The following is a 12,852-nucleotide window of genomic DNA, read 5'->3' as shown; positions in this document are numbered from 1 at the left end:
CAAGGCTGTTATAGCGTTTAATCAGACGCTGATCCAGACCGGAGATGTTAAATTGAAGAGCATGCTCTTCAATTTAACGCAAAGCTCGGGATTTGTGTAGATACCTATGCCTGCTAGGAGAGGGTTAGGGAGAGGTAATACTTAAAAGCCCCTACACCTAACCTCCTCCCATAGGGAGAAGGAATATTATTAAACCGTATGCCCCAAAGCCTCGCCCATCACTACAACGGAATTGGCTTTAAACATCGGGTTCCATTGCATTTTATCTTTTTCAAATAGCACCACAGCGGTTGAACCCAAATAGAAACGGCCTAGCTCTGCGCCTTTTTCCAGAAACAGGTTGTGCTGGTTGAGTTCCAGATGTCCACTCGGTTTTACCTTACCCGTTGCCACGGTTTCAATGCCTGCAACAATCATGGCACCGACTAGAACCACCGCCATACGCCCCAGTTCAGTATCAAACAGACAGACCATACGTTCATTGCGCGCAAACAGGCCTGGAATATTTTCTGCCGTAGTTTGATTAACCGAGAACAATTCCCCTGGCACATATAAGGTTTCAGTCAAAGTTCCGGCAAAAGGCATATGCACACGGTGATAATCTTTAGGTGATAAATACACTGTCGCAAAATGACCATTTTTGAAGGGTTCAGCCAATTGCGGATCGGCAATCAGTTTTTCCACCGAAAAGCTTTGTCCCTTGGCCTGAAAAATATCGCCTTCTTCGATTTTACCCAATTGTGAAATGGCACCATCTGCAGGCGACACAATACTGTGCGGATCCGTATCGATTTGACGCACACCCTCTTTTAAAGAGCGGGTAAAAAATTCGTTAAATGATTTGAATTTCAATGCATTGCTTTGTTCAGCAATCGACATATCAATCCCATACTGGGCTTTGAAAGCCTGAATCACGGTATTTTTGATGATTGGGTTTTCGCTCGCTGCGAGTTTACCCACGACACGTGATAACTGGTGTTGGGGCACAACACGTTGAGCTTGAATAAATAATTGTTTTTTTAAACGTGATGTGAAACTCAAGACGGTAACTCTCCGGTAATAATCGGACTGTCGAGGCGGTTGCCCCATTCACTCCACGCACCATCATAAGCCTGTATCTTCCAACCGAGTAATCGACCCAGAATATAGGCCAGACCCGAACGGTGATGTGACTGACAATACACCACCACAGGTTCATTTAAATTGAAACCCAGTTGTTCCAAGCGCTGCTGAGTGCGTTCTAGGGGATGCAATTTTAAATGATTTTCACGATTTAGGGCAGTGCTCCATTCAAAATGTCGCGCATCTGGAATATGACCGCCGCGTCGCGCTGCGAGTCGAAGACCGGTATATTCATCTTCGGTACGGCAATCCCACAATTGAATGTCATGGTTCTGGACTTTTTCTAACAGCTCTGCATATTCAATACGGTACTTTTCAATATTGCTCTGGTTAATGTCCACTAGAGACCCTACGGGAACTAATTTTTCCACGTCTGAAGAAGTAGGCAAACCGGCGGCCAGCCAGGCATGAATGCCGCCATTCAACAGGCTGGTATTTTCAAAACCCAGACAATGCAGGTTCCAGATCAGGCGCCCTGCCCAGCCTCCCCCTTCATCATCATAAGCCACCACATGATGTTCAGGCGAAATGTTCAGGTATTCGATCAGGGCTTTTAAACCCTCTACATCGGGCAATAAACCTGATGCTTGTTCTTCTTGGCGTACCAGCTGCTTGGGTTGCACATGAATGGCATGCGGAATATGCAATTGATCATAAACAGAACGACGGCTTAAATCGACAATGCGTAATTTTTCATTGCCTAAAAATGGAACCAGCTCTTCTGCTTCTATCAGCAGACCAAAATTAAGTGCAGATACAGTCATACTTTTTCATGTTTTATTTAGATCAACATTGCCGATCTTAGCATAAGTCATTTTCACTATTATGCTGATTTTTTACATTCATTTAGCAGAAAATCAGCTATAACCATCATGATTATTCCGTTTCGGTAAGATTAAATACCTGACGTAAATAGGCCAGAAAGGTATCGTTATCGGTCATGGTTTTTCCAGGGCTGTCGGAAATTTTTGCCACCGATTGACCATTGCATTCCACCAGTTTTAACACAATATTGAGTGGTGCTTGTCCCAAGTCATTGGTTAAATTAGTGCCAATCCCAAAGCTGACCTGAAAACGGTCTTTAAAGTATTGATGCAAGTCCCAGGCTTTTTCCAGATTCAGACCATCACTAAAGGTCAGCATCTTGGTTTTGCTGTCAATTTTTAATTTCTTATAGTGGGCATAGGCTTTGTCACCCCATGCATAGGGATCGCCACTGTCATGCCGCAGACCGTCAAACAGTTTGGCAAAATACAAATCGAAGTCACGCAGGAATGCATCCATCCCCACCACATCCGTCAGGGCAATCCCTAAATCGCCACGATATTCCTGTACCCAGGTTTCCAGTGCCGCTTTCTGAAAATCACGCAAACGCACATCCAGAGCCTGAAAGGCCTGTAAAAACTCATGCGCCATTGTTCCAATCGGCGTAATGCCCAATTCCTTGGCAATCAACACATTGCTGGTACCACGGAAAATATCCGGTGAAGCATGGTTAAATACTTCAATCACATGTTTTTGCCATGCAAAGCTATAACGACGACGCGTACCAAAATCCGACACCAAGAAAGGCGGATCATGAGGCTTCTGTTCTTTTTCATAATGCTTTAACAGTTCGACTTTGGCCTGCAAGCGACGTTCACCTTCTGCCAAAACGTCATTACTGCGAATACGCATGAAATACAGTTCATTGACAATGGCCAGGACAAAAATCTCAAACATCATGGCCTGAACCATCGGGCCCTCAATCCAGATGTCCAGACGGCCTTGCTCATCAATGCTGGCCTTAATAAAACGGCGTTTCAGCTGGAACAGTTCCAGATAATCGACGAAGTCACTTTTGATAAAACGTAAACTGCGGAGATAGAGCAGCTCATCTTCTTTAAACTTAAGCTGGCATAAAGAGTCGAGTTGCTGATTCAAATCGTCCAGAATATCCGTCAGCGGATAAACGGTATCCTCTAAATTACGGCAACGGAAATGATAAACACTGTGCGTTTGAGGAAATTTATGCAGTACCACCTGTAGCATGGTGAATTTATACAAGTCGGTATCAAGCAAAGATTGAATGATTGGAGCCATATCTAATGAAATTTCGCTGTGCTGACTGCATTAAAACACACTTTTTATCTTGATATTGCTAGTTTTGCGTACAGCTGTACCCGTCAAGCCCATAGCGTAAGGGCTAAACCTCACTGTTATTCAGCAATAGAGCCGTATTTCATTTCCTATAAGGTGCCTTGGGTCACGACTCTCACATTTACTTACTCATATCCAGTTTCGTGAAATCCTGCTTGAATTTATTCATGCAAAGATAGCGCAAAATATCTTTAACCAAACCTGATAATCCAGTGGAGATATTATGTGTATTTTAAAGCTTAAATTTCTGCCTGTTTGCTACAATGCTGGAGATAAATTGAAGATTTAAATTGGTTAAGTTATGCGTGCATTATTGCAACGGGTCCTGGAAGCAAAGGTTGTGGTGGATGGTGAAACCACCGGGCAAATTGAAAAAGGCATTCTGGTTTTTCTGGGTCTAGGCAAAGAAGACAATCTGGACAAAGGTAAAAAGCTGATTGATAAGATATTAAAATACCGTTTTTTCGATGATGAACAGGGCAAAATGGGCTGGAATGTCAGCCAAGCCGGTGGAGGAATCTTGCTGGTTTCACAATTTACCTTGATGGCACAAACCCAAAAAGGTTTACGTCCTGACTTTGGTCCAGCCATGCCACCGAGTGAAGCCAAAGCGCTTTATGAACAATTAGTAGAATATGCACAATCCCAATTTGAGCATGTGCAAACCGGTATTTTTGCCGCCGACATGAAAGTGCATTTGGTCAATGATGGGCCAGTGACGTTTAATCTGGAAGTTGAATAACGCGATAATATTGTTATCACAAAAAAGCCCTCGATTGAGGGCTTTTTATTTTTAGCGTATTTATTTAAAAACTATCTGCCTGTTTTTTCACGAATAAATGAACGTACCAGTTTGACTTTTTCTTGGACCGGTTTAGGTAATTTTGGCGGAATGAGTTTGGCAACTTTATTAAACCAGACCAAAAGGCCAAAATCGCCTTCCATCTTAATGGTGCCATTTTGCATGCCAGTCATGAAAGCACTTGGATCACCTTTCATTAAAGTTTTTACGCCCTGTTCACTGTCTGCAAACTGCAAAATGAAGTCCGCTTTTTCTGCATCGCCTGCTACTGTGTCAATTTGCCCATTGTTTACAATAATTTGACGTGCAACACCCAAGTCGGTACCAATTTGAATACGGAATTGACGTTCATGAACCAGCTCAATAAATTTTGGACTGGTACGCGCCAATTGCTTCATACGCAAGGCTAAGCCCGCAACTAACAAATCAAGCGGATCCGTGCTTACATCGACCAGCGGTAATTTTACGACAGGAATCGAAGATAGTTTCATGACATTTAAGCCTATTGTAATTGTTGGAAAATTGACGAGTTATCCTACCATAACTTGGGTTTTTTGAAGTAAGGCTTTGTATAACAATAATCAATAAAAAAAGATGTGCCGGAGCACATCTTTTGAATTCTTTGATTTATAAGTCTTTCGAATTAACGGCTTGAATAATGTTGCTGCTCATCGTCATAGACTGGGGTATGTTCAATATAGCGACGTTTGGCTAAAGCGCGTTCTGCACGACGATCTTCGCGGATTAACAGCAGGGTTAAAATTGCCATGACTGACATTAAGGCAGTCAGATAACTGTATCCCATAGGTAAATCAAATACCACTTGAGTACTGAGGCGAATGGCTTCAATCAATCCCCAAAACAGCATACCTGCAAACATAAAGCTTAACAAACGACGATAAGGCGAGAAGAAAACAGCTATCAAAGCAGCGGCAATCAAGCTTAAGCCTATGATGGTTGCTAAATTCGCTGTAACCATAAAAACCTCCGTCCTAATAGGATTTTGACACTTTTATATGGGTCTAAATCAAATCCCCGATACCGTGAATAAATGATGAAATATATTGATATCAATCTCTATGCAAGCATTATGCGGAGTTTTTTTGAGAAAAAAAGTCTTGTATTTTCAGCAAGCGACACACCTTGTCGCAATATTATTTTGTCATTACATTTTTTTATTTTTAACTTTTTCTGGAAGTGCGATGGGCTCAGACTTGCCGTGTCATTACAAAAAAACAACGCAGTAAAAACATTAAAAAAATATTTTTTACGAATGGAGAGATTGTGGTTTTTATCAGCCATTTAAGTCAACCGCTCATCGTAATTTGACTCTTTTTATCATAAAAAAACGCGACATCAATGTCGCGTTTTGTCAATGCACATCTACAGTTAGACCTAATCCTTAAGCACGGCTCAGGTCTTTATCATGCACACCTAAAAGATATAACACCCCATCCAGGCCCACACTTGAAATCGCCTGATTGGCATTCTGGCGTACCAGAGGCTTGGCACGGAAAGCCACCCCTAAACCGGCAATCGACAGCATTGGCAAGTCATTGGCCCCATCACCGACGGCAATGGCCTGTTCCAGTGAAATGTCCATCTTGTCCGCCAATTCACGCAGCAATAAGGCTTTGCGAGCGCCATCCACAATATGACCTTTGACTTCACCGGTGACCACACCATCTTTGACATCCAGAATATTGGCATGTACTTCATCAATCCCCAGTTTTTCTTGCAGATATTCGGCAAAATACTGGAAACCACCGGAAAGAATCGCCGTTCTATACCCCAATGCTTTCAAGGTCGAAATCAGGCGCTCTGCCCCTTCGGTCACAGTGAGACGCTCGGCAATTTTGGGTAAAACAGATGCATCCATGCCTTTGAGCAAGGCCACGCGGGCACGGAAACTTTGCTGGAAGTCCAGTTCGCCTTGCATGGCACGTTCAGTGATTTCAGCCACTTGCTCACCGACACCGGCTTCAATGGCCAGCTCATCAATGACTTCCTGTTCAATTAAGGTAGAATCCATGTCGAAACAGACCAGACGGCGGTTACGACGGTAAGCATTATCTTCCTGAACCGCGACATCGACACTCAGTTCAGCCGATAAACGTAAGCAGGCTGCACGCATGGCAGTCGCATCCAGCATTTGTCCTTTGAGGCCAAATTGCACGCAAGAGCGTTTTGGCCCTTCAACTGCACCATTGAGTTCCGGACGGCCCGACAAACGGGTCACAGTTTCAATATTAAAGCCCTGACTGGAGACAATCTGGGTCACTGCCTGCAAATGTGAAGCGGTCAATTCAGGTGCCAGAGCAGTCACGATATACCGGGTCTGCCCCCCTTCACTCACCCATTGATCATATTCTGATGCAGTGATTGGCTTAAAGCGCACTGTTAAGCCAATATCATGTGCTAGAATCAGGATCTCCTTCATGGCTAATGCTGTAGCAGTTTGGTCATCTGACGAAACAACAATACCTAAAGTCAGTTGGTTATGGATGACGGCTTGTCCAACGTCCAAAATTTGTAAAGAATGTACGGACAATACCTGCATTAATCGTGTAAATTGATTAGGCTGGTCGGGTCCCAAAAATGATATAAGAATGATTTCTCGCATGAATTGACTCGGATCTGAGCTACAACTATTGTTAGAATCATAATCGAATTTGAACATAAATGCCTTGGAAGTTTACGTTGAATGCGCCTAGACAAGGGCTATTTGCTAGCCTACTGATTGTAAGTTTTGCTTTACACACCTTTTTACTGGTACTTGCGACGACGCATCAGCTGAATGCTAACCGCGCCAGTCAGGGACAGCTGATGACCTCGCAACTGGTCACGGACAGCCTGTCCGAGCTGGAACCGGCCAATACGGTGTCATTGGCATTATTGGCCGACCGTTATGCCACCAACCCGAGTGTGGCCTCTATCCGTATTTTGGATGCGAATAATCAGGTACTGGCAACAGGTGGATTAACCAAGACACGCCAAGGCGAAGTGTTTGTTCGTGAAGCCCTGCAAAATGAAAAGAAAGTCGGCAGCATTGAAATTACCCTGATTCAGCCCAGTATTGGGGAAATTTTACGTACCCAATGGCTGGCGATTTTACTATCGCTGCTGATTCATGGCTTGTTATGGCTGGCCTATCGTGCCATTGCCCGTCCAAGCCGTACCGAATATCTGGCGCGTATTAACAATGAATCACGCCTCAAACATGAAATTCAAACCCTGACCCAGGCTTTGGAACAGGAACAGCACAATGCCGCTGTTGCGATTGCCCAGGCACAGAACAATGCGCAGACAAAAGCTAAAGTCAAAGAATCGAAACCGGTCGTTCTGGATGACAATTGTATTGCCTTGAATATCCAGTTTTATGATCCAAAACAGCTGATGGATTCGGTCAATAAAACCGTTTCTGTTCCCTATTTCAATTTATGCCAGATTTTTCTGAACAAAGCCGCTGAACTCTGTGTCCAGCACTATAAGTTAAACAGTTCGGATATCGCCACCATCCATAAATTTGATGAACATGGCGCCACCATCAGCATGTCGGTAGAAACGCCCAATGCGGTGCAATGTCTGGTGATGATCAGTACCGTATTCCAGCTCTTGTCGGATGTGCTGTACAAACGTTATCGTGAAGAAAAGCGTTTCGTGTTGCAAACCCGCAGTGCCATTTCCAGCCATGTTGAGGCTATGCACCTCAGCCCTGTCCAGGCGGCAGAACGTTTGGTACAACAATTGGCAGCCAAAGAAAGTGCCATTCATTTGCCGAATGAATTACTGAAAGCCATTTCAGACCGTTACCAGCTGGTCAGCCTGCCGAATCCCACCAATGTGCTGACCCGTCATGCCTTTATGATGAACGGTATGGATAGCGAAGTGGCCGAATTGGCACAAACCTTTAGAACTGAAATTTTAAAAGCCAAACAATCCAAAGCATCTTAAAAAATAACTCAATAAAAAAAGCCGAGTTCATGGACTCGGCTTTTTTATTTCTGATTCTATGTTGAAGTACCACTGTGCCCAGCAGAAATCTCCTGATCATTCTTCTATTTTATCTGTCCTGCTTGCCCAATAACTGGCTAATGCAGGCCCTGAAATGTTATGCCATAAACTAAAGATGGCACTTGGTACCGCCGTAATCGGTGAGGCTGCAAAATGTACCGCCGCCAAGGCCACGCCCAGACCCGAGTTTTGCATGCCGACTTCTACCGCAACGGCTTTACAGTCTGCATAAGGCAGTTTAAACAGGCGGCTTGCCCAAAAGCCCAGCAAATAACCTAAACCATTGTGCAAGGCCACCACCCCTAGAATCAATAAGCCGGATTGCAAAATTTGGGTCTTACTGCCTGCAATAATTGCCGCCACAATGGCCACAATCGCCACCACTGAAATTAAGGGCATCAGCTGAATATAAGAGTCCACTTTTGATTTCAGTACAGCCCGAACAATTAAACCCAGAATGATTGGAAACAGCACCACCTGAAGAATCGAACCCAGCATCGACAGGGCATTCATCTCAATCCACTGGCTGGCCAGAAGATAAAAAATGGCCGGGGTCAATACAGGCGCCAAAAGAGTCGAAACCGAAGTACAGGCCACAGACAAAGCCGTATTCCCTTTGGCCATATAGGTAATCACATTGGAGGCTGTCCCCCCTGGGCAACAGCCCACCAGAATCACACCTATGGCAATTTCAGGGGGCAACTGAAACAGTTGACATAAGCCATAGGCCAGTCCCGGCATGACAATAAATTGGGCAGCCACCCCGATCACCACGGCTTTAGGACTGTGCACCACCCCTTTAAAATCATCGACTGTCATGGTCATGCCCATACCGAACATGATGATTCCCAGCATCCAGGCGATATAGGCTTTCAGCCAGACAAAGGCTTCCGGGAAAATTAAAGCAATACCGGCAAATAGTACGACCCATAGGGCAAAGGTTTTCTGAATAAATTGCGTAAAGCGCAAGAAATAAGGCATGAAGATTAATCCCCCGATATTTATTCCGGTATCTAACCGATGCAGGAGCTTTTACCATATTCAGCAGCAAAAACGGATATTTTCCCGGATTAAACTGTCGATGCTGCCTGTGGCTGAATAATATCTTTAACCAGAATACGCTTTACTCCGGCTGCCAGCATGTCTTGCCAGGCATGTTGCAATGAACCGTGTAAATCAATGCCCTTGGTGGCATCGGAAATTACATAGGTTTTAAATCCCAGTCTGCTGGCATCTATTGCCGTCCAGGCCACACAAAAATCAGTGGCAATGCCGACAATAAAAACGCTATCAATGCCGCGTTCTTTTAAATAGCCGGCCAAACCGGTTGTGGTTTTTTGATCTGCTTCCAAAAAGGCTGAATAGCTGTCGATATGGGCATGCGCGCCCTTGCGGATAACCAGTTGTGCCTTCGGTAAATGGAGGTCAGGATGGAGTTCTGCATCAGCAGTACCTTGTACGCAATGTGTAGGCCACAGCACCTGAGTGCCATAATCCAGTTCAATCGTTTCAAACGGTTGCTTTGCTGGATGATTTTCAGCAAATGACACATGATTCTGTGGATGCCAGTCCTGGGTAATGACAATATTGTCAAAATGCTGCCCCAATTGGTTAATGTTCGGAATAATCTGATCCGCATTGGCCACAGCCAAGTTGCCACCGGGGGTAAAACCATTTTGTACATCTACAACAATCAAAGCCGCATTCTGCATTATTTTCATCCCTTGCAATCTGAGTTTGCGAGCAAGCATAGCCTAAAAGCGGAGCAGATTTTTAGCCTTGGGGCTAAAAATAGCATGACTGCCGGTTCGGATAAAAATTATCAGCTGACTTGGCTTGTTCAAAGCGGGTAGTGAAACAGGGAGCCATTCTTGCTGCCCCATCCAGAGCGGGCATGAAAACAAAAAAGCCTGCAAATGCAGGCTTTTTCAAATGTTTTTATCTTTACACTTTGGTGCGGTTGACCAGAATCAGCATACATACTGCCGAGATAATGATACATGGAATCGCTGCGGTAATAACGCCTGCTGCACCGAAGCCTGCAGTCAGTAACTGACCTGCAATGACAGGACCCAGCATGGCACCGATACGGCCTACTGCAGAAGCAACACCTACACCGGTACCACGTACTTCGGTTGGATACACGATACTACCGAAAGCGTACAGTACACCCTGACAGCCAATCACGAAGGCACCCGCCAATGCTGCAGCCATATACATCTGGTTCAGCGAGTTTGCACCGTTCAATGCCAATAGGCCTGCCAAAATACCGCCGTACATCAACAGAATCACGTAGGCTTTTTTCCAGCGGTCGGTCAACATACCCAGAATAATCGTACCGATGGTCGCAGTCACCATGAAGTAGAACTGTGCAGTTGAACCGTCTTTACGGGTAAAGCCCAATTCCATAAACAATGATGGCAACCAGCTCAGCATGATGTAAACTACCATCAGCGTGAAGAAGTAGCTCACCCAGATGCAAATTGTGCGTAACAGGTTATCGGAGTTAAACAGATCCTTGAATGAACCTTGCGGTGCAGCAGCAAGTTCAGCAGCAGTTTTGTTCTGCGCTTTCAGGTATTCTTTCGATTCAGGCAGGAATACCATCATCAGTGGAATCACCAAGATTGGTAATAAACCGCCCAAGTAGAACACATTCTTCCAGTTCGCACCGAATTCAGTGGCGGCAATTAAAGACAAAATTGCTGCACCGACCGGCATACCACAGTACATCAGGCCCACGGCACGACCACGGTTTTTTGGCGACACGGCTTCTGATGCCAGCGTGATCAGAATTGGCATCGCACCACCCAGACCGGCACCCGCCAGGAAACGCACGGCCAGCAACGTGTTAAAGCTGTTCACCCAAACCGTACATAAAGTAAATACGGCAAATGTTGCTGTCGACCAGATCAACACTTTTTTACGACCAATCCGGTCAGCGAGTCGGCCACCGATCAGTGCACCTGGTAATAACCCCAGAATCCCTGCACTAAAAAACACACCCAACTGAGAGCTGTCGAGACCAAAATGTTCACGAATACCTGCAGCGGCGATGCCGGCTGCCTGAATATCCAGACCTTCAATCACAGCAATCAGAAAACAGATCGCTACCGTGACGATGGCATGCTTATTATCTGATTTTTCCATTGGATTATCCTTGTTCAATCAGCGTTACTAAAAAGAAGGCCATCATCCATGAGTCTGGACATTCAAATAACTACCAATAAGTGGAAGAATCTACAGTTTATTGACAAAAATACGGGAAATTTAAAACTTTTCGATACCAACCCACATAGTCGCAAAAGCACTTAATCAAGTTTAATCAACACACAAAAAATCAACATGCCCCTTATCATTTCAATTCTGAAAATCATCTTATGCGAAAAGAGTTAAAATAGATTAATAGTTTTTATTAATTATTCTGGTAGTTTTGAATAATTATTTTGATAGATTAAATGCCTATTTTATATAGCTTTAAAGTCTATACTGATCTTTAATAAATCTTAAATTCTGAGGTTTTTACCCGGAATTGGCGAGTTGATTGGGCTCAGTATAGTTTTTTGAAATATAAGTTGCCATTTTTACAGTCCACGAAAGTGATCTTGAGCGATTAAAGCGGATAAGCATTTCAGGACATATCCATTTAAAAAATTATCTGGCTTTTTAATTGTTAGATTTTTCACTTGCTTTTCATAAAGTTTTTAGATGGTTTGACTAAAGCATATTGTTCTTCACCGCTTGTTCGTTCATAATTTGCATAAGCATTATTCAATTGCATTGAATTGGCTATAAATCAAAATACGTAACCATCCAAATTGATGTTTTTCTACCTGACCGGATGGCCAAATAGGATAATTTTTTAAAATGACTCAGCAAGCACAGATCATTCAAGGTTCAATTGTCGCAATCGTCACCCCGATGTTTGAAGATGGCAGCGTAGATTGGAAGGGTCTAGAAAAGCTGGTTGAGTGGCATATAGAACAAGGCACCAACAGTATTGTGGCTGTAGGGACCACAGGCGAAGCATCAACTCTAAGCATGGCTGAACATACCCGGGTGATTAAAGAAATCATCCGTGTAGCCAACAAACGCATTCCGATTATTGCCGGCACTGGTGCAAACTCGACCCATGAAGCCATTGAGCTCACCAGAGAAGCAAAAGAGCTCGGTGCAGATGCCGCATTACTGGTTACGCCTTATTACAACAAGCCTACCCAGGAAGGTTTATATCAGCACTACAAAGCGATTGCTGAAGCCGTTGATTTGCCGCAAATTCTGTATAATGTTCCGGGCCGTACCGGCGTGGACATGCTGAATGAAACCGTGATCCGTCTGGCTGACATTCCGCAAATTGTCGGCATTAAAGATGCGACTGGCGACGTTGCTCGTGGCAAAGAACTTATTGAAGGATTAGCCGGCAAAGACATGACCGTTTATTCTGGCGATGATGCTACGGCATACCAGCTCATGGGTGTGGGTGCCAAAGGCAACATTTCTGTCACTGCCAATGTCGCACCAAAAGAAATGAGCCTGATCTGTGCTGCTGCACTTGCAGGTGATACAGAAGGTGCTGAAGCTTTAAATAATAAAGTTGCAAATTTACACAATATTTTATTTTGTGAATCTAACCCAATTCCTGTGAAATGGGCACTCCATGAAATGGGCTTAATTGGTACCGGTATTCGCTTACCATTAACTCCTCTTGCAGAACAATATCGCACCCCATTGCGTGAAGCACTCAACGCTGCGGGTGTCATTAAATAAAGAGCACA

Annotated in this window: 12 protein-coding genes; 3 read left to right on the top strand and 9 right to left on the bottom strand. The window is 44.2% G+C overall.

From position 1 onward, the window contains the following. Nucleotides 1-189: 189 nt before the first annotated feature. From asd to pncB, 3 genes are all read right to left on the bottom strand, one after another. Entirely contained in the window at nucleotides 190-1,041 is an 852-nt protein-coding gene (asd, locus tag ACPUEY_RS09170) for an archaetidylserine decarboxylase (protein ID WP_261183456.1), read from the bottom strand. Next, nucleotides 1,038-1,886 carry a sulfurtransferase gene (locus ACPUEY_RS09165; protein WP_425121876.1) on the bottom strand — a complete coding sequence of 283 codons (849 nt, stop codon included), beginning with the start codon at nucleotides 1,884-1,886 and terminating at the stop codon, nucleotides 1,038-1,040. Before ACPUEY_RS09165 ends, asd begins: the two co-directional genes overlap by 4 nt. A gap of 112 nt (nucleotides 1,887-1,998) precedes the next feature. Then, complete coding sequence (gene pncB / locus ACPUEY_RS09160; protein WP_425121875.1) at nucleotides 1,999-3,204, bottom strand: nicotinate phosphoribosyltransferase; 1,206 nt, start codon at nucleotides 3,202-3,204, stop codon at nucleotides 1,999-2,001. A gap of 358 nt (nucleotides 3,205-3,562) precedes the next feature. Between pncB and dtd the strand changes: the two genes are divergently transcribed. Then, nucleotides 3,563-4,003 (top strand): D-aminoacyl-tRNA deacylase, encoded by a 441-nt coding sequence (gene dtd / locus ACPUEY_RS09155; RefSeq protein WP_092820639.1) that lies wholly within the window; start codon nucleotides 3,563-3,565, stop codon nucleotides 4,001-4,003. A gap of 71 nt (nucleotides 4,004-4,074) precedes the next feature. Here dtd and ACPUEY_RS09150 read toward each other — a convergent pair whose 3' ends face one another. The 3 genes from ACPUEY_RS09150 to serB all read right to left on the bottom strand — a co-directional run bounded on the left by ACPUEY_RS09150 (nucleotide 4,075) and on the right by serB (nucleotide 6,686). Further along, complete coding sequence (locus ACPUEY_RS09150; protein ID WP_092820637.1) at nucleotides 4,075-4,554, bottom strand: SCP2 sterol-binding domain-containing protein; 480 nt, start codon at nucleotides 4,552-4,554, stop codon at nucleotides 4,075-4,077. 152 nt (nucleotides 4,555-4,706) lie between these two features. Beyond that, entirely contained in the window at nucleotides 4,707-5,042 is a 336-nt protein-coding gene (gene aciT, locus ACPUEY_RS09145; protein WP_092820635.1) for a ciprofloxacin tolerance protein AciT, read from the bottom strand. 423 nt (nucleotides 5,043-5,465) lie between these two features. After that, entirely contained in the window at nucleotides 5,466-6,686 is a 1,221-nt protein-coding gene (serB, locus tag ACPUEY_RS09140) for a phosphoserine phosphatase SerB (protein WP_092820717.1), read from the bottom strand. Nucleotides 6,687-6,763: 77 nt separating this feature from the next. On the opposite strand from serB, the gene ACPUEY_RS09135 reads away from it, so the two are divergent. Continuing rightward, nucleotides 6,764-8,017: a hypothetical protein gene (locus ACPUEY_RS09135; protein ID WP_092820715.1), complete on the top strand. Its 1,254-nt coding sequence runs from the start codon at nucleotides 6,764-6,766 to the stop codon at nucleotides 8,015-8,017. Nucleotides 8,018-8,113: 96 nt separating this feature from the next. On the opposite strand, the gene ACPUEY_RS09130 is transcribed toward ACPUEY_RS09135, so the two are convergent. The 3 genes from ACPUEY_RS09130 to mhpT form a co-directional block, all read right to left on the bottom strand. After that, nucleotides 8,114-9,058, bottom strand: coding sequence for a bile acid:sodium symporter family protein (locus ACPUEY_RS09130; RefSeq protein ID WP_425121874.1), 945 nt, complete (start codon nucleotides 9,056-9,058; stop codon nucleotides 8,114-8,116). A gap of 89 nt (nucleotides 9,059-9,147) precedes the next feature. Further along, nucleotides 9,148-9,792 (bottom strand): bifunctional nicotinamidase/pyrazinamidase, encoded by a 645-nt coding sequence (pncA, locus tag ACPUEY_RS09125; RefSeq protein WP_092820713.1) that lies wholly within the window; start codon nucleotides 9,790-9,792, stop codon nucleotides 9,148-9,150. Between the two features lie 229 nt (nucleotides 9,793-10,021). Then, a complete protein-coding gene (gene mhpT, locus ACPUEY_RS09120) occupies nucleotides 10,022-11,227 on the bottom strand; it encodes a 3-(3-hydroxy-phenyl)propionate transporter MhpT (protein ID WP_092820629.1) in 1,206 nt (401 codons plus the stop codon). Between the two features lie 717 nt (nucleotides 11,228-11,944). On the opposite strand from mhpT, the gene dapA reads away from it, so the two are divergent. Beyond that, nucleotides 11,945-12,844, top strand: coding sequence for a 4-hydroxy-tetrahydrodipicolinate synthase (gene dapA / locus ACPUEY_RS09115; protein ID WP_092820626.1), 900 nt, complete (start codon nucleotides 11,945-11,947; stop codon nucleotides 12,842-12,844). Nucleotides 12,845-12,852 lie beyond the last annotated feature (8 nt).

This window comes from Acinetobacter sp. G11 (genome assembly GCF_049808495.1).
Lineage (GTDB): Bacteria > Pseudomonadota > Gammaproteobacteria > Pseudomonadales > Moraxellaceae > Acinetobacter > Acinetobacter kookii.
The sequence above is the reverse complement of the archived record's forward strand: the minus strand, read 5'-3'. Positions and strand labels throughout refer to the sequence as shown.